This window comes from Aquimarina sp. Aq78, assembly GCF_900299525.1.
Taxonomy (GTDB): domain Bacteria; phylum Bacteroidota; class Bacteroidia; order Flavobacteriales; family Flavobacteriaceae; genus Aquimarina.
On the sequence record NZ_OMKA01000036.1, the window covers coordinates 41,235 to 61,031 of the forward strand.

The window sequence follows — 19,797 nt, forward strand, 5'->3', positions numbered from 1 at the left end:
GTGAATTTTAAGAAATTTATTCAAACCTATTTAAGAATATAAAAATTTATGCAATTGGGACTTCTATATTGATGACCGTACCTCTTTGAATTACAGAGTCTATAAACATATCTCCGGATAAAGTACTCAAACGAGTTTTTATGTTTTTAAACCCAATTCCATCAACTGCTTTTCCACTCTCGAAACCTACACCATCATCTTCAAAAAGTAGTTGTATCGAATCATCGTGATGATTAAGATAGATATCGATATTTTTGGCTTTAGCATGTTTAAGACAATTAGTTAATAGTTCTTGTATGATCTTAAATAGTTCTTCTGTAAGAGTCGGACTAATTTGGTTAATCTGATTTTTGGGATATGGGTGAAATGATATTTGCTGACCGCTACCATTGATCACATTATTGATATATTCTTTTATCAATGAGGTAATCGGATTTTTTTGAAACTTTTTCGGGATAAGATTGTGAGAAAAATCTCTTACCTGATTATAGGTCTCATCGACTTGTTTAATAATATTTGCTTCTTGATCATCGGTTTTACCAGAGTTAGAAAGTTGCAATTTTATACTTGCTAGATTACCACCAACACTATCATGTAACTCTCGTGCAAGGCGTTGCCTTTCTTTATCTTGCCCGTCCATTGTAGCTTTGATCAGGTTTAATTCCTGATCTTTCATCAATCCATATACTTTTTGAGTATTTACTTCTTCCTGAGACTTGTTGAGCGCTATTTGAGTCTTTAATTTCTGAAAATACATAAATAGCAAACCGATTACTGGTAATAGTACAGCAAGAAAACCGATCAAAAATGCTTTTTTGATAGTTCGTTGTCTTTTAAGTTCACTTTCTTTTAATAACCGTTCTTCTTTAAGTGATAAGATCTCTTTTTCTTTTTGAAGCGTCTGATATTTAACCTCTAATTCTTTTACAATTTTTTTATTTTGTTTTGTAGTGATTCGGTTAGAAACATCTACGTATTGGGTCATTAATGCATATGCATTTTTATAATTTCCGCGATTTGCATACAGACCCTTTAGCATATGGATAACTTTTTTTTGCAATTCTAGCCTGTTCCATTGTACGGCATTTACATATGCAGAATTTAATATCATTTCTGCAGAATCGTAATCTTCTAATTTATAATATACCCGACCTATTTGATATACGGCTTCTATATATAGATCATAGAAATGATTTTCTTGAGCTTGCTCTTTTGCAGGCATAAAATATTCCATCGCTTTGATGGTTCGGTCATTAAAAAGTTCGAGTCGCCCAAGTTTTAATCGAACCTCTATCGATATTTTATTTGGAGTATCAGGGAGATCCTCTAAAACAGAAAAGTAATAAGATTTTGCTTTTTCAATATTGTTTTTATGAAAATAAATATCTCCTAAAAACTTCCCGGCCAGTATTATGGTTTCCTTGTTCTTAGACTCTGTAATGCAAGATTCAATAATGGGGAGTGCTAGGTCATATTTTTTTTGTTCCAGATATACAGCACCCAACCCGAGTTGGTGTTTATAATACATCGTTTGCATTTCGGGAATAGGAGAGTTAGTAATGCCTTCGATAAAATGTTTCATCGCTGCATCATAGAGGCCGTTTTTAAGTTTTCCGTGCCCGATAATATTGTTTGCTATAGAAAGGTATAATGATTTATTGGTAATATTTTCTTTTAACGTTGTGGTTTTTAAAAGATCTCCATAATACGTTATAGAATCGGTATTGCCTGCTTGCAGGTGTATTTGAGCTATTTTTTCAATTAATTGTAGGCGCGTAATAACATCCGGACTGTTTTTAAGCTGGCGATATAATTGCGCATCTACAGTGTTAGGAATAATACCAAAAAATGTATAATTAGTATTCTGTCTGTTGTTTTGACTATGTACAGAAAAGAAAAACAACAGAAGAATGCTACAAATTCCCTTTATTAAATATGAATGCATTGTAATAATTTTTGTGAGTCGAAATTAAGTACACAAATTAGAGTATATAATTTCGAGTTAAAACCGTATTTCCTTGATTTTAAACTATGCAAAACTACATAAGGTTTTACAATCAAATACTATAGGTGTCGAAAAATAACTTAATTTTAGCTTGCTTTATCATAAAAAAGAACACTCTTGCTTTTTTTTATGTCATAAACCATAAGATTATTTTACTCTTTTTCTTCATACTTGAGAATCCATGGATTTGTAGTAAAGTAATTCCATGAAGCACTGGCCAGATCAACTTTTGGATCGATAAGTGTTTGGTATTTTTTGCCATTAATAGATACTTTACTATGGACATAGATGGCAATATCTTTTTCTTTTATGGCATATTCTGCTTTGATTTTTTGTGCAAATTGCCACATAGCATCTGGTTTTGATGATACTAACCGTAATTGTTTTTTGGAGAGATAATCATTTTTGTTAATTAATTTTTGTAGTGCTTTAGGATCATTTTTATCTACAAAATAGAAATTAGTAGTACCATATCGACCTCTTAGCATCATACGCCAACTCATTCTATGACCTTCTTCTGTCCATAATACATCTCCTGGGATAATCCAGTGGCGAATAGGAAGCAAGATTTGTATAATAAACCATACTGTTAGTACAGGAAGCAGAAATTTACGGTATGAAGGAATAATTACTTCTCCTGCATTATAAAATTCCTTCTTTCTCATAAACAGATGATGTATTCTTTCTCTTGTAAAGAAAAAGACGGTAAATGCTAATGATAAATATGGAAATATCCCTATTTGAAAAACAATAGAATTAAAAATATGGAAAAATACACTAAAACAAAAAGCGGCTAGTCGAGTTCTCCTCCACAGTAGTAAGGGGACAATCAATAAGTCGAATAAAATACCATAATATGCAATAAAAACATGTGTCCAATGTTCCTGAAGAATATTTCCTACAATAGGATAATTTGCTTTACCAATCATCAGGTTTTTGGCAACAGTAAAATCTAGCCAGTCAGGATATAGTTTGGCTACAGATGCATAGGTGTATACAATCCAGAGTTGAGCAATAATAACTAATATGCACCATCTGGGCATCGCAATTTTTTTGAGTAATGGGTTTTGTTTTACATCTATCGAGAAATAATTTCCTGCAGGTAGAGTGCACATTATTATGCAAAGTAGTAATAAGAGATAGTAATGGTTGTTATAAGATGCTTTTTGCATAAAATAAACCCCTGCCCATAATATGGTATAGCCAATCATGCTCCATCGATATTTAAAACCAATCATTACTAAAAGGCCAAAAATCCCCATTACGGCAAAATAATAATACATACCATTACCTGGTAAAGGTTGTAAAAAGTCTAAACCAATAAAGTTAAAAGTAAACTTGGGTTCGATAAGGGTACGATTAACCCAGCCTGTAAAAATAGCTCCAATAGCCTCTGAAGCAATCAGGAATCCAAAAAAAACTCTAAATATAATAAGAGAACTATTATCTATATGAGTGAATAGCCAACGATTGATCATACCAAAGAATTTATAAAATCACGAGAGAAATCTTCATCTTGTTGCATAGCATCTTGTAATTGCTCTAGAGAATTAAATTTTTTCTCATCTCTAATGCGTTTTATCATTTCGATCTGAATCTTTTTGTCATATAAATTAAAAGAAGTGTCAAAGAAATGGGTTTCTATAGTTTGTCGAGTGCCATTTACCGTAGGATTTGTGCCTATATTCATCATCCCAAAATAGGTTTTGCTATCAATAAATGATTTTACAATATAGACTCCATTTTTTGGAATTAGTTTGTAATCTTCTTTGATGTGTAAATTAGCTGTCGGATAGTTAAGTTTACGTCCAAGTTTTTTTCCTTCTACTACTTTACCTGTTAGCATAAAGCAATACCCCAGATATGCATTTGCTTGAGTAATATTTCCATCGAATAGTGCTTTTCTGATTTTGGTAGAACTTACCGCAACATCATCAAGATCTTGTTTAGAAATTTCTTCTACAGTAAAATTATTTTGTATACCATAAGAAGCAAGATCTGTGATATTAGAATTACGATTACGTCCAAACCGATGATCATATCCTATAATAACATGCTTTGCTTTAAGGCAATCAACAAGCATTTGTTGTACATATTCTCCCGCACTTAGACGAGAGAATTCTTTGGTAAATGGATGAATAACCAAATTATCTAGTCCTGTCTTTTCTAATATCTGGATACGCTCATCAATAGTGTTAATGAGCTTAATATCAGAATCCTGTTGTAGTACCATTCTGGGATGTGGAAAAAATGTAAGAATAACCGACTCCAGATTGTTTTTGCTGGCACTTTCTATCAGGCGTTCTATTATTTTTTTGTGACCAATATGTACACCATCAAAAGTACCTATAGTAACTACAGAATGTGTTTGGCTATCATATGTATTTGCATTTGTATAACGTTTCATCTGTTCATTTTTGATTTGATTTCAATTGTCAGATAGAATTCGTTAATAAATAATATAACCTGTCTATTGCTAGGTAGATAGGTGTTGTGGTTGTTATGGCTCATTTTGAGAAGTAAGATTTTAAGCAGTTGTAAAAATAAAAAATAGTTCTGAGACATTTCTTTATTTTCCGTTAAAGGTATTCATTGTATTAGATGTTCCTGCAGTGGCAAAAGATTTAATCAAAGCGATTCCTTTTTCTAATCGTTCTGTTATAGCAGATTCTTCTTCAGGATTCCATTCTCCTAATACGTAATCTACTTGTCTGCCTTTACCAAATTCATCACCAACTCCAAATCTAAACCTGCAATATTTAGAAGTTTGTAATTGTGCTTCGATGTCTTTAAGTCCATTATGACCGCCAGCACTGCCTTTGGATTTGAGACGGATAGTACCAAAAGAGAGATTAATGTCATCGGTTACAACCAAAAGGTTTTCTAATGGTATTTTTTCTTTCTCTAACCAATATCGAACTGCTTTTCCGCTAAGGTTCATATAGGTATTGGGTTTGAGAAGTATAATGGTTCTTCCTTTGTATTTGTATGTAGTAAGATCGCCTAGTTTTTTGGTTTCGAAAGCGAGATTTTCTTCTTTGACCAAAGCATCCAGAATTTTAAAACCGATATTATGACGGGTATTGTGGTATTTTGGGCCAATATTACCTAGACCAGCAACAAGAAATTTTTTCATGAGATCTTCTTGATTTTCATGGGGTTGTTTAGAAAATAATTTTTTAATTATCGAAAACATGTTGTTTTTATTTGCGTGAGGGATAGGAGCGGCATCCTTTTTTACTGCCCTGAGCTAGTCGAAGGGTTGCAAAAAAGATACAGCATATAGCCCGGCTTTCACGTTGAAGCGTGGGGGATACGCCCCGAAAATTTTCATAAAAATAAAAAAAGCATTCTGAATTCAATTCAGAATGCTTTTATATTATATAAAAAGTAAGATTATGCTTCTGCTGCAGGAGCTTCTGCACCTTCAGTTGCACCTTCAGCTGCACCTTCAGTTTCTTCTTCTTCTTCCTCGTCTTCAACAGCTGTACGAGATGTCTTAATCATACAGACAACTGTATTGTCTGGGTGTAAGATCGTAAAATCATCACTTGCTACATCGGTAACGGTTAATTTATTTCCGATTTTTAGGTTGGTGATATCTCCTTCGATAAGGTCTGGAAGATTAGCTGCAAGACCTTTTACTTTAATACGTCTTAGGTTAAAACGTAGTACACCTCCATTAAGAACCCCTCTTGAGTTTCCTGTTGTTCTGAAAGGAATCTCCATAGTGATTGGCTTATCGTCAAAAATTTCAATAAAATCGATATGTAAAATTTTATCGGTTACAGGGTGAAATTGAATATCCTGTAGGATAGCATTTATTTTTGTACCATTATCCAAAGCTATTACCACGGTATGAACGTTTGGAGTATACACTAAGTTTTTGAAAGCAATTTCTGGTGCTGCAAAGTGTACAATAGTGTCTCCACCATAAATAACACAAGGTACCTGTCCAGCATTACGTAAGGCTTTTGTTGCTTTCTTGCCTACGCTTTCTCTTTGAGATGCATTGATTGTTAATGATTTCATTTTAAAAATTTATTAATTAGTATTTACATTATAAAGTTAGAGCTGATCGACTCGTTTTTATGAACTTTGTTCATAACATCTGCAAATAGATTTGCACAGCTTACAACTCTGATTTTATTACTTTCTTGTTTTAGAGGAATAGAATCGGTTACAATTAATTCTTCTAATTTTGAGTTTTCTAATCGCTCATAAGCGCTACCCGAAAGGATAGGATGAGTACAAATAGCTCTAACACTTTTTGCTCCTCTTTCGATCATTAGATCTGCTGCCTTGGTTAATGTTCCTGCGGTATCTACCATATCATCAACTAAGACTACATTTTTTCCGGTTACATCTCCAATAAGTTCCATATGTGAAATCACATTGGCTTTTGCTCTTTGTTTATAGCAAATCACTACATCACTCGTTAATGCCTTAGAATAGGCATAAGCTCTTTTTGATCCTCCCATGTCTGGTGAAGCAATCGTAAGGTCGGTTAGATTTAGTGATTGCAGATAAGGCAAGAAAATAGTAGAGGCAAATAGATGATCTACTGGTTTTTCAAAGAATCCCTGAATTTGATCTGCATGCAAATCCATTGTAATAATTCTTGTAGCTCCTGCTGTTTCAAGCATTTTTGCAATTAATTTTGCAGCAATAGGAACTCTTGGTTTGTCTTTTCTGTCCTGTCTGGCCCATCCATAATATGGCATCACAGCAGTGATATGTCTTGCAGAAGCTCTTTTGGCAGCATCAAGCATTAATAACATTTCCATAAGATGATCAGAATTAGGATGTGTTGATCCAATAATAAAAACTCTGGATCCTCTTACAGATTCTTCAAAAGAAGGTTGGAACTCACCATCACTATAGGTGGATGTAATAACATTACCTAATTTAGCACCATAGGCAGTTGCTATTTTTTCTGCAAGTTCGGTACTTTGACTACATGTAAAAAATTTTGCTTCTGTAACTGCGGTTGGCATAGGGTAAAATGTTGTATTGTAATGAGTTAAAACTTTTTTCTAAAAACAAGGTGCAAATTTAGAAATTTATTTTCACTCTGGCCTTTATTTTATTAACTTATTTAATGGCCGGAAAAAAATATTTTGCTAATTTTGCCATCCGAATATGCTCGAGTGGCGGAATTGGTAGACGCGCTGGATTCAAAATCCAGTTCTTTCGGGAGTGTGGGTTCGATTCCCACCTCGAGTACTTAGATTAACTCTTTGATTTTCAAAGGGTTTTTTTGCTTTTGACTGCTTCTTGTTTTTTCTTCTTCTTTTAGATTTAAAATGGGTGGGCCAACTTCATAGGAATATACAAGCAGCAATATCGTCTAATCAAAATGCACTTAGACAGACGAATACCTTAAATGAACTGGAAATAAACATCATTATTCAATTCAATTTATTATTTTCGACTATACCTAAAAATCCCTCAACGATACTAATAAACTAAAAATATGAGTTTCAAAGAATTTGAAGACTGTTTCACTATGGATAGAATGCCTTCAGAAGTCTGTAAATTGTTATTTAATAAACAACTTTGTATTCGCAAAGAACATCATTAATGGTTACCTCTGATAAAAGGTATTATGCTTCTCAGCAAAATATTATTAAGAATGAAAATGCTTACCAAATAGGTTTTTTTCTATTTTTTTGGAGTACTTATTAAGAGTTTTAAAAATGTAATCAATTGAGTTGTAATGCTTTGTGATTGTTTGAATCTACTCGAAAAATGCAGTGTGTTCAAATTGTTATTTATACTAGCACTCATTATAAAATTAACATAAAATTAAGAAGATATGTGAGAAAGTCATTATAATTTTACTGGTGAAATAATCTTTGTGAAAAAACGAAGTGAAGTTTCGTTATTGTTTCTTATTTTTTTATTAGAGATAAGAAATGTTTAAAAAGTGAACACAGGTCAAAAGCAAATTTTGCTAACTGACCAACCCCCGGTGTGATATTCGAACTTTTTCGAATCTTAATATTACCAATACCCCATTAATTACTTTTTTTTAAATTGATAAGAATCAGTTGATTGGAAAATACTAATTGACCAACCATAAGTATGTCCAATCTTAAAAATGCATATCTACAATCGTCTATTGATGCTCACAACTTCTTTAATTAACCTTAGAAGATTAAAGATTTTTATCAACTCTTAATAAACCGACTTAAATAATGGCTACACCTAAACCTAACCAGATTTTTTAAAACCAAATAAGAATCAGTTGATTGGAAATGCTAATTGACCAACCATAAGTATGTCCAATTGTTAAATATATTTATCCACAACCACGAATCTAAGATCTATTAATGTTCCAACTTTATTAATTGATCTTAGAAGATTAAAGATATTTTATCAACTCTTAAATAAACCGACTTAAATAATGAATACACCTAAACCTAATCAGACCATATATCCGAGAACGGTACTGGAGAGAAGAAGAAAAAGAAATGAGAAAAACTGGTATGTTTTTTATACTTCACCACGTGCCGAGAAAATAGTATACAACGATCTTTTAGCAAGAGAATATGATGCGTTTCTTCCATTGACTAAAACATTGAAAGTTTGGAAAAATAGACAGAAAAAACTCATAGAATCTCCGCTTTTTCCAAGTTATATTTTCGTAAATACTAAAATGAGCGAGATATATGATATCTCCAGAATTCCCAAAATAGCTACATATATTAAGTGTGGACAAAATCCTTCCGTCATTCCACCAAATGATATAAATACTATAAAAAAAATGCTATTACTTGAACAAGATGTCTCTGTCGAAACTATTTTTTGTGAAGGAGAGCAAGTAAAAATTGTTCACGGACCTTTAACCGGTCATGAAGGCATTTTGGTACAGGAAAAAGGTAAAACAAGATTTGGGATTCGTCTCAAAGAAATAAACCATACAGTGTTTATTAATGTTTGTACCAATATTTTACAAAAAGTAAATAGTCCTTGTACAGTTAAAGAAAAGTAGCCACCCACTCCCTGTATTTTCAAAATATCCCTTCGGTGTTAATCTAGATGTTTAACACTATCCACCTTATGTCTTTAAAGTTAAATCTGCTTAAAACGAAAAAGCACTTTTATACTTGAGGAAGGGAACGAATAGATATTAATAAATTTTATAAGAAGTATCAGAGATATTTGTTGAGTTTTTGCAGTATAACAACTACAAAAACTCAATAAAATATTAACTATTCAGGTACCTTTTCATAGTTATTACAAAGAAAATGATAGATAAAGAAATACTATTAGAATCAACAGAGGATTATCTTAAATCCCTTATATCCGAATTTGCTGAAATATCAATAGGGGATAATTGTGTTTCTACTCCATTTCAGGAATTAGGAATTGATTCATTTCGTATTCTGCAGATTATTAAGAAATTAGAAGAAGAATTTGGAACTTTGCCCAAAACCTTACTTTTTGAAAATTTCAATATCGGTGATTTAAGTCATTATTTCGTTGATAAATATGAGGAAGTACTTCGAGAAAAATTTAAGAAAGAAGGAGATGATAGTTATGTAACTGAGCATTCTGATGAGGAAACGTCAAATCCTACCAAAGAAATTTCGAAAGTAGTTAACAGTCAGCTAAAAAATACTTCACAGAAAACAGCCATTCTTATATTAGAAAAAGAAGCTAATAAACACCCTGAATTACAGGAATTGGTGAAAAAACTCTTCAACCAATATAAGAATGAAGGTTCTGCATCAAGAGGTACAAGGAATATAGCTCCTAATCTTTTTATTGGTGCCAATAAAAAGGGATATTTTAATTATAGCCGTTATAAGGATATCATACTAGTGTATAGCTATACAGGAGCCAAAGATTATCTACCCGTTATTACAGAAGAAATATATCAATACTGTACCAACAATGATTTTGAACTCAACCTTTTCACAGTCGAGGAAGTAAATTCGATAGGAGGAGTTTTGTTTACAGCTACTCCCTTTGGCGTTTTATCAAGGGTAAATATAAAAGACTTCACACTTCAAGGAAGCAAGATGCGTCGTTTACGCTATCAGGTATCAAAGTTTGAAAGAACAGGAAAATGCAGAACCGAAGAATATCAGAATGGTTCTGATAAAGAGGTAGATAAAAACATTGCCAGAATTATTGATGAATGGTGTGCCCCCAGGACAATGGTTAACCCGCTCATCCATATGGTTAAAGAAGAAATTCTATCAGGTAACTTAAGTACAGAGCACAGGCTTTTTCTGACGTATCTTGATGATGTCCTACAGAATGTAATCCTTATCTCAAGATTGTCATCAGAAGAAAATGGGTATTTAATGGATTTAGAATTCTACCCAAAGGAAATGCCCTTAGGAGGATTGGAATTTGCAATCGTGAATATTATCAAAATTTTAGAAACCGAAGAGTGTACTACTTTAAGTTTAGGAGGTACATATGGTTGTAAACTAGACTCTTCTCCAAATGCGGATTCTGAATTGGATAAAACATTGGATTATCTGCGCGGGCAAAATATTTTTAACGACGAAGGAAATTTACAGTTCAAAAATAAATTTAGACCAGAGCATAATACTGTATTTCTTTCTAGGCCCGTAGGAAGCAATCCTGATAATGTAACCGACATTATTATGATGATTGCAGATCCGATGAAAATGCAAACTTCAGATGAGGAAAATCACACCTTCTCCAAATTAAATAAGCAAGCTGCTGCACCAGAACTAAAAACAAGGAAACAGGATATATCAAATACAATTGGAAAATTTAATCAGGTTAAAGAAAATCAACAAGAAGAGAAATACGGATTGGTGATTGCAGGAGAAGAGCGATCTGTTATACTATCAGAGTATGGTTATAACCCTTTGAATATTCCAGATGATCAGGTTACATTTGATCTGAAAACTGACTCGTGGGCTCAATTGGAGTTACCAGCTATTCAAAATCAGTTAGGCTTTTTGTATACGCAGCTTCAGCAACCGGTAGATTTGGTCGAGAGCTTAAAAAGTATTTTTCCTTTTTCTTATTTTACGTTAACTACTGCAGGTCGCACTGCAGAACGCGCTTTTTGTAAATCATGGTCTAAAAAAGGGAAAGTACTTCAGAATTTGCTTTTTCCTACGGCAATTTTCCATCAGATTGAAAATGGATTTGCACCAATAGAACTCCCACATCCTGAGGTGTACAGATTAGATTCTGAAGAACAATATAAAGGAAACCTGAATTGGGAAAACCTTAAAAAGCAAGTAGAAGAAGACCCTAAGTCCGTAGCTTTTGTTTTTATCGAGATGAATGATAATGCTGCCGGCGGAGCGCCAGTATCCTTACAGCATCTCAAACAAGTCAAAAATTTCCTTTCAGAATATGCAATTCCTCTTGTTTTTGATACTACAAGAATTGTAGAAAATGCTTTATTTATCTTAGAACATGAAAACGAATTTATTGGTAAAAATGTTTGGGATGTAGTAAAGGAAATGACCTCTTATGCAGATGCTATAATTACAAGTCTGGCTAAGAATTTTTGTGTAGACAAAGGAGGATTGATCGGTACTAATGATGTTGAACTCTACAATAAAATTCAAAAATTTATTCAGGAAGAAAGCATTGGACTTGATGTAATCGATAAAAAAGTTATTGCGTTATCCTTTCATAACAAGAATAAAATTGAGACTCGAGTCCGTAATAGATTGCAATCTGTACGAACAATCTGGAGAGCTTTAAAACAACAAGGAATTCCTGTCGTACAACCAGCATTAGGGCATTGTATATTGATTGATGTTAAACAGGTTCCTGAATTTAAATCATTTAAGTACCCTGTAGCGTCATTTGTATCCTGGTTATATCTAAGTACAGGGATTCGTGCTGGGGCTCATAATGTAGGAATGCAAAAAGACACAGAAATTAATAATTTGGTACGCTTGGCCATTCCGGTAGGTTTAAAACATGAAAAAATAGAAGAAATCACCAATAGGTTGGTTAAAGCCTTTAAGGAAAAAAATAATATCTCTGAAATCTTACCAGAGGAAAATCAAGCGGAAACATTTGGTAATATCTATACCAATTTCAAACTCAAAAAATATCATAACCCTTCTGGAGAAGTAGTTTCAAAAGCACTCAATTCTGGAGTCTCTTCAATAGATTCGGTAACCAAAGGAAAATCTACACAGGCTGATCTAGATATTGAGGTAAAGGAAACTGAGGCAAATGAGGATATACAAAGTAATAAACCTTACCAAACAGGAGATATTGCTATTGTTGGGATAGCGGGCCGTTATCCTAAGGCCAAAAACATGAGCGAATTCTGGAACAACCTAGTTCAAGGAAGAGATTGTGTTGAAGATATACCCGATACCCGTTTTGAGCAACGCCTTCATAATAAATTTTCAGAGAAATACCGTGGAGGATTCATTGACGATGTAGATAAATTTGATTCACTGTTTTTTAATATCTCTCCTAGAGAAGCAGAATATTTGGATCCTCAAGAAAGGCTTTTTCTTGAAGTGGCTTGGGAAACACTCGAAGATGCTGGTTATTATCCAGAAACATTAATAGACGACAATACTCCCCGAAATATAGGAGTTTATGTAGGAGCAGTATGGACACTTTATCAAGTGATCGGTACAGAAGAAAAACTAAAAGAGAATTTTGTTAGTCCCAGTTCACATTTATGGGGCATTGCCAATCGCGTGTCATATGCTTTTAACCTTTCTGGCCCGAGTTTACCTATAGATACAGCTTGCTCCTCGAGTCTAAGTGCATTATATCTGGCCTGTGAAGCAATCTATAAAGGAGAATGCTCTGGTGCCATTGTAGGCGGAGTTAATCTTGATGTGCATCAAAGTAAAATAGATATTAATAAAAGTGGAGGAGCACTTTCAGCAGATGGTGTATGCCGTACCTTCGGTAAAGATGCTAACGGCTATGTAGCTGGTGAAGGCGTTGGTGCCGTTTATATTAAACCTCTTGATAAAGCAGTAAAGGACGGAGATCATGTTTACGGAGTGATCAAAGGTATCGCCGTCAATCATGGTGGAAAAACCAGTGGATTTATGGTGCCCAGCCCTAAATCACAAGCACAGGTAGTTACTGCAGCATTAGAAAATGCAAAAATCGACGCCCGAAGCATTGGTTATGTCGAAGCGCACGGAACAGGGACAGAACTAGGTGACCCTATCGAAATTTCGGGTTTAACTACTGCCTTTCAGGAATATAATGTAGATAAACAAGAATGTTCTATAGGTTCAGTAAAAACCAATATTGGACACCTTGAAGCCGCAGCGGGTATCGTAGGATTGCATAAGGTACTCTTGCAAATGAAATATAGAAAACTTGTTCCTTCCCTGCATTCTTCTGAGTTAAATCCTTTCATCGATTTTAAAAATTCACCTTTCTATGTAGAGCAAACGGTTAAAGAATGGAAACCTAAGGAAATTGATGGTGTTCAATACCCTCTTCGAGCAGGAATTAGTTCTTTTGGAGCAGGAGGAGCCAATGCACATATTATCATTGAAGAATATGTAACTCCGGTTGAGCAACAAAAAGAATTACCTTCAAAATTTAAAGAGTATATCTTTCCGCTTTCAGCCAGAAATGAAGGTCAACTTCGGGAAACAGCAGTTCGCTTGCGCACATTCCTTCAGAAAGATTTATCAGAAGAAGAACTACTTAACAGTAAAGATATAGCACATACTTTACAAATAGGAAGAAAATCTTTTGATCATCGCCTAGTTATTATTGCAAAAACAAAAAAAGAACTGGTTCAAAAACTTACTTCATTTATTGACGGCAAGCAAGACAATACGATGCATGTTGGAGAAGTAAAAAACAGTCAAAATATTACACGTTTATTAAATCGTAAGGAAAAAGAAGAGTTTATTAAATTCCTATCTCAAAGCGGAGATTTAAGTAAACTAGCCCAACTCTGGAGCGTTGGATTTCTTGCAGATTGGCAAGGAATACAAGCCCTGGAAACAGGAGTAAAGATTTCTTTACCAACTTACCCTTTTGCAGATAAGCGACACTGGATTTCTGATGATACTTCAGAATCATCTAACCTTACCTTACATTCAACCACAGCCCTTCATCCGTTAATCGATTCCAATGAATCGACATTCGAAAGACAGGTTTTCAAGAAAACTTTTCATGACAAGGATTTCTTTATATATGATCATCTGGTATCAGAAATCCCAACTTTACCAGGTGTTGCTTATCTGGATTTTGCAAGAAAAGCCGGAGAACTGGCAACAGGAAGAAAGGTTCAAATAATTAAAAATATTCTCTGGCTAAGCCCGCTCACTGTAGTTGATTCGGCCCCCAGAGAAGTATGTATAGAATTGAAACCTAACGGAGGATTAGTACATTTTGAAGTATTTAGTGAAGAAGAAAATAATACAAAGCAAATATATTCACAAGGAAAACTTATATATGCAACTCATCAGGAGTTAACTGCAGAACCCGAATATATAGATTTAGAAGAGATTCGTACAAGATGTGCAAAAGTTACCCATGGAAAGGAAGCATATCCACTTTTTAAATCACTGGGATTGGATTTGGGGCCAAGTTTTCAGGTGCTTCAGGATATTTTCAAAAATGACGATGAAATATTAGGAGAACTCCTTATTCCAGAAATCCGAAATAACGATTTTAATGATTACCTGCTCCACCCTTCCCTTGTGGATGGTTCTTTTCAAGCAGGTATGGCGGCACAATTAGGAGCACAAACCGGAGAGATGTTTGTACCGTACTCAATTGGTGAAGTCGAAATTTTACAACCGCTAAAACCAAAATGTTTTAGTTACGTCAAAAAGGTAAATAATCCTGGTTCTAAGGTGTCCAAAGTGAATGTTTTTATTGTGGATGAGGATGGAATGATACTTGTAAAAATTAGGGAGTCTATAGGAGTTCCACTGGTTAGTGTTCACGAAAAGCCGGATCAGACCAAAGAAGAAGAATATTCAAAACTGTATTATTCTCACGAATGGCAGGAATCTTCATTAGAACAAGAAAAAGTAACACTTGATAAATCAGGGCCTATTTTACTTTTTAGTCCAGATGAAAAACTCCGAAAAGTTTATAAAAATCGATTTAAGAAAGGTGAAGATATTATACTGGTCGAACCTGGAGATTCTTATGAGGAATTAGGTGATCAGAGGTACAAGATCAATCCACAAAATGATGAGAATTTTAAGAAGCTTTTTGAAGCTTTGAATAAGGATGTCATCAAGAAAATATGTTTTGCGTGGCCAATAGATATAGCATTAAAAGAAGAAGGCGAGTATAACGAAGACTTTTTAGGTAGATCGTTTAATAAAGGCATTTATTCTTTCCTTATCCTATGTCAATCACTGATCGAAAAAAAGCTTGATAATGTTCAATTATTATATCTGTATTTAGGGCAAAATGATAGTATCCAACCACATCATGAAGCAATAAATGGATTTGCTAAAACCCTTCAGATGGAGCATCCAAAACTGTATTGCAAGATTTTGGAAATCCAACAGTCAAAGAGTTCTTATGATAAAATCCTGGATATAGTTTTGACAGAGTTACATCCTGATACTTTCAGTGCGATGACTATTCGTTACCAGGAAGAAGAACGTTATATCAGAAAAGTAAAAGAATTTTCTCTACTCCAAGCTAAAGATTCTGGCCCTACCGATGGTTTGGGATTGAAAGAAAAAGGTGTATATATTATTACCGGAGGAGCAGGAGGGTTGGGGCTCATATTTGCCGAATATTTAGCGACTCAATGCAAAGCACGATTGGTACTTACTGGCAGATCTAAACTCTCTAGTGAACGTAAAGCCAAGTTAGATGAATTAAATGAAACTGGTGCCGAGGTAATGTATATGTCAACCGATGTTTCTACCCATAAAGATGTTGAGAACCTTATTAAAAAGACTAAATCGAAATTTGGAGAAATCAACGGAATCATTCACAGTGCAGGTGTTTTAAGAGATTCATACATCAGAAATAAAACACGTGAAGAAATGGAGGCGGTTTTTGCTCCTAAGGTATATGGAACTCTCTATTTGGATGAAGCAACCAAAGATGAAAACCTGGACTTTTTTGTGATGTTTTCATCCCTTGCAGCAGTTGGAGGAAATGCAGGCCAGTGTGATTATTCATTTGCCAACCACTTTATGGACTCCTTTTCCGGTAAACGAAAATCATTAAAGGAAAAGGGAGAACGATCAGGAGTAACACTAAGTCTCAATTGGTCTTTGTGGGCAGATGGAGGAATGAAATTGGATGAACAAACTGAAATCTTCTTCAAAAAGAATCTGGGAATAAAACCTTTAAGTATTGAAACTGGCCTGGAAGCATTTGAGAAAGGTCTTCATGCCAAAAAAACTCAATTCATAGTATTAGAAGGAATACAGGAAAAAATAGAAAGAGCCTGGGGCATTAATGAGAAGAAAATTTCAGAACCTGTATCAACAAGCGATGTAACCTCACTTGACTCTGAAGTACAGGTGGTGGATCAAAAGACAGATAAGGAATTGTTCACGATAGTTCGGAGTACACTATCTGAAATTGTTATGGAATTATTGAAACTGGATCCAGAAGATATTTCGTACGACAAAATATTATTAGATCTGGGGTTTGATTCCATAGGTCTAACAACTTATGCAAACCGAATTAATGAATTTTATAAATTGGATGTAACTCCAGTACTCTTTTTTGAATACCCTTCAATTAAGGAAATCGCAATATTTCTCTCGAGAGAGCATAAAAATGAAGTATTGGGTGTTCATAAAGTTTCAGGTGCTTCTACTTTATCAGACACCAAGAAAGAAGCTACTCAATCTTCAACAGAAAAAGAAAAATATGTTGATGGGGAGAGAGTTGTATTTAACATTGATAAAGGATGGAATGGCAGTGGATCGGATCAACAATCACATACTCAAACCTCGGGAATAGGATTATCCACAGAAAGCCGTTTTATTGATCAGCCAATCGCTATAGTTGGTATGAGCGGTGTTATGCCAGGATCAAAAGATTTAGAGGAATTTTGGGAAAACTTGGAAAACGAAAAGAATTTAGTCTCTGTAATTCCTGAAGATCGCTGGAATTGGGAAGACTACGACGGAGATCCTTTTAAGGAGAAAAATAAGACCAACTCTAAATGGGGAGGTTTTATGAATGACGTAGATAAGTTTGATCCATCATTCTTTGGAATTTCTCCCAGAGAAGCAGAAATGATGGATCCACAGCAACGAATATTTTTAGAAACCGTCTGGAAAGCTATTGAGGATTCGGGACATAAAGTTTCTGACCTGTCAGGCACCAAAACAGGTCTATTTGTTGGGGTAGCGACTAGGGATTATGCAGATTCATTGGTAGATAATCAAATTCCGCTTGATGGATATACCGCTTCAGGAAACTCCCATTCTGTATTGGTTAACCGGGTTTCTTTCCTATTAAACCTTCGTGGGCCTAGTGCTCCACTTGATACAGCATGTTCCAGTTCTTTGATTGCAATCCACAGGGCAATAGAATCGATACATACAGGAAGTTGTAATATGGCAATAGTCGGAGGAGTACAGTTAATGCTTACCCCTGCAGCTTATATTTCATTTGGGATGGCAGGTATGTTAAGCGGTGACGGGAAATGCAAAACCTTTGATAAGAGTGCAAATGGATATGTGCGAGGAGAGGGGTCAGGAGCTATATTCCTTAAACCTCTGGATAAAGCAGAAGCCGATAGAGATCATATTTATGCAGTTATAAAAGCAACTACCGAAAACCATGGAGGAAAAGTCACCATGCTTACGGCTCCTAACCCTGTAGCCCAAACTGATTTGCTGGTTGAAGCCTATGAAAAGGCTCATGTTGATCCCTCAACAATTGGATATATCGAATGCCATGGTACTGGTACCAGTTTAGGCGATCCTATTGAAATTCAGGCTCTGAGTAAAACATTTTCAGAATTATATAAAAAGCATAATAAAGCTTCAGCAGAAACTCCTCATTGCGGTTTATCCTCTGTAAAAACTAATATTGGTCATCTAGAGACAGCCGCTGGAATAGCTGGTGTCCTGAAAGTATTATTATCTCTCAAGCATAAAAAAATACCAGCGACACTCCACTTTGAAGAACTCAATCCATACATCAACCTTAAAGGAAGTCCGCTGTACATAGTGGATAAAACACAGAACTGGGAAACTATAAAAGATGATCAAGATAATACCTTACCCAGAATAGCGGGAGTAAGCTCTTTTGGTTTTGGCGGAGCAAATTCTCATATCGTTTTAGAAGAATATATTCCGAAGGAAGATCATTCACCAGTTCAATCGGAAGAACCACATATCATTGTGCTTTCAGCAAAAACCGAAGACCGACTTAAAGTGTATGCTCAATTGCTATACGATCACGTAGAAAAACATAATGATGATCTTTCGGATCTTGCTTTTACACTACAAATTGGTAGGGATGAGATGGCTGAACGTTTGGGACTAGTTGTAAGTTCAACCGAACAACTGAAAGAAAAACTTTCTGTTTATCTCAGTGAAAAAGAAAATATAGAAGATGTTTTCTACGGAAGGGTTAAACAAAATAGCGCTGCTGTAATAGACTCCACAGAAAATAATGACTTCTCAGAAAACCAGATAAATAAATACATTAATGATAAGAATTATTCTAAGCTAGCAGAAGCTTGGGTAAAAGGTATTAATATTGATTGGATGCAACTTTATAAGCAGGCAATCCCCAGACGCATTAGTTTGCCAACATATCCTTTTGCACGTGAGAGATACTGGTTTAATCTGGCTGATAGTGAAAAATCAAAATCTGATGGAGAATTTGAAAAACTTCATCCGTTGTTACATTATAATTCTTCAACGCTAAGTCAGCAATGCTATACTTCAATCTTCAGTGGCAAAGAATTTTTTGTAAAAGATTATGAGATACAAGAGCAAAATGTGATGCCTCTTGCTACCTATTTGGAAATGGCCTATGTAGCAGTAGAAAAAGCGATGCCAGATCTTAATGAATCGATAATTCTGGAGTTACAAAATATTTCATGGGAACACCTGTTTACTTTTAAGGAAAAAAGGGAAGTCAACATATCTCTTTTTGAAAATGATTACAAAGGAGTTGACTATGAAATTTATAGTACAGAAGGAGAAAAAGAAATAATTCATTGTCAAGGACAAGTTGCACCAGGAAGAGATCAGGCTTCAACAAAACTTGATATAATGCAACTCAAAACTCACTTCGCAGTAGAACCACTGGATCCTGAAAAACTGTATGATATTTTAGAGCAAATGGATATGAGTTATGGTTCTTCTCTTAAAGGAATAAAAGCCTTTTATAGGGGAGAAGATCAAATACTTGCTCGGTTAAGTTTACCAAAAACTGTGGAAGATAATTATGAAAATTATACTCTTCATCCAAGTATTCTGGAGAGTTCATTTCAATTAGCAATTGGTTTATTGACCGATCTGGATCCGCAATTAAACCAACCCTTATTACCATTTGAAATAAGATCTATGACATTATTTTCTCCCTGCGATAGAGAATTGTATGCCTGGGTACGATACTCAAAAGGAAGTAAACCAGAGGATGATATAGGGAATATAGATATTGACCTCACCAATATATCAGGGGAGGTATGTATTAAAATGAAGTCTTTGTCATTCGATAACTCCTTACATAAGCAGTCTATTAAAAATTCACATAAGGATTTTGAAATGTTAATAAATGCCATACAGAATTATGATTCAAACCAAACAGAATATACTGATACAGAAGATCACACTGTAAGTTTTGATAAATTATTAAAGGATGTATACTAA

Annotated in this window: 8 protein-coding genes and 1 tRNA gene; 3 read left to right on the forward strand and 6 right to left on the reverse strand. The window is 34.5% G+C overall.

From position 1 onward, the window contains the following. Positions 1 to 46: 46 nt before the first annotated feature. The 6 genes from DG435_RS25245 to DG435_RS25270 all read right to left on the reverse strand — a co-directional run bounded on the left by DG435_RS25245 (position 47) and on the right by DG435_RS25270 (position 7,002). The gene (locus DG435_RS25245; protein ID WP_106793612.1) at positions 47 to 1,945 is read right to left on the reverse strand and encodes a histidine kinase; all 1,899 of its coding nucleotides are present in this window, start codon (positions 1,943 to 1,945) and stop codon (positions 47 to 49) included. A gap of 212 nt (positions 1,946 to 2,157) precedes the next feature. Continuing rightward, positions 2,158 to 3,483, reverse strand: coding sequence for an HTTM domain-containing protein (locus DG435_RS25250; protein WP_106793611.1), 1,326 nt, complete (start codon positions 3,481 to 3,483; stop codon positions 2,158 to 2,160). Next, on the reverse strand, positions 3,480 to 4,412 hold the full coding sequence (locus tag DG435_RS25255; protein ID WP_106793610.1) for a bifunctional riboflavin kinase/FAD synthetase: 933 nt from the start codon (positions 4,410 to 4,412) through the stop codon (positions 3,480 to 3,482). Before DG435_RS25255 ends, DG435_RS25250 begins: the two co-directional genes overlap by 4 nt. A 162-nt stretch (positions 4,413 to 4,574) precedes the next feature. Further along, positions 4,575 to 5,201 carry an aminoacyl-tRNA hydrolase gene (pth, locus tag DG435_RS25260; protein ID WP_106793609.1) on the reverse strand — a complete coding sequence of 209 codons (627 nt, stop codon included), beginning with the start codon at positions 5,199 to 5,201 and terminating at the stop codon, positions 4,575 to 4,577. A gap of 200 nt (positions 5,202 to 5,401) precedes the next feature. Further along, complete coding sequence (locus tag DG435_RS25265) at positions 5,402 to 6,037, reverse strand: 50S ribosomal protein L25/general stress protein Ctc (RefSeq protein WP_106793608.1); 636 nt, start codon at positions 6,035 to 6,037, stop codon at positions 5,402 to 5,404. Between the two features lie 23 nt (positions 6,038 to 6,060). Then, positions 6,061 to 7,002, reverse strand: a complete 942-nt coding sequence (locus DG435_RS25270) for a ribose-phosphate pyrophosphokinase (RefSeq protein WP_106793607.1) — start codon at positions 7,000 to 7,002, stop codon at positions 6,061 to 6,063. Positions 7,003 to 7,149: 147 nt separating this feature from the next. Here DG435_RS25270 and DG435_RS25275 point away from each other — a divergent pair. The 3 genes from DG435_RS25275 to DG435_RS25285 all read left to right on the forward strand — a co-directional run bounded on the left by DG435_RS25275 (position 7,150) and on the right by DG435_RS25285 (position 19,797). Continuing rightward, positions 7,150 to 7,231 (forward strand) — tRNA-Leu (locus tag DG435_RS25275). A gap of 1,183 nt (positions 7,232 to 8,414) precedes the next feature. Then, entirely contained in the window at positions 8,415 to 9,002 is a 588-nt protein-coding gene (locus DG435_RS25280; RefSeq protein WP_024769849.1) for a UpxY family transcription antiterminator, read from the forward strand. A gap of 256 nt (positions 9,003 to 9,258) precedes the next feature. Then, a complete protein-coding gene (locus DG435_RS25285) occupies positions 9,259 to 19,797 on the forward strand; it encodes an SDR family NAD(P)-dependent oxidoreductase (protein ID WP_106793606.1) in 10,539 nt (3,512 codons plus the stop codon).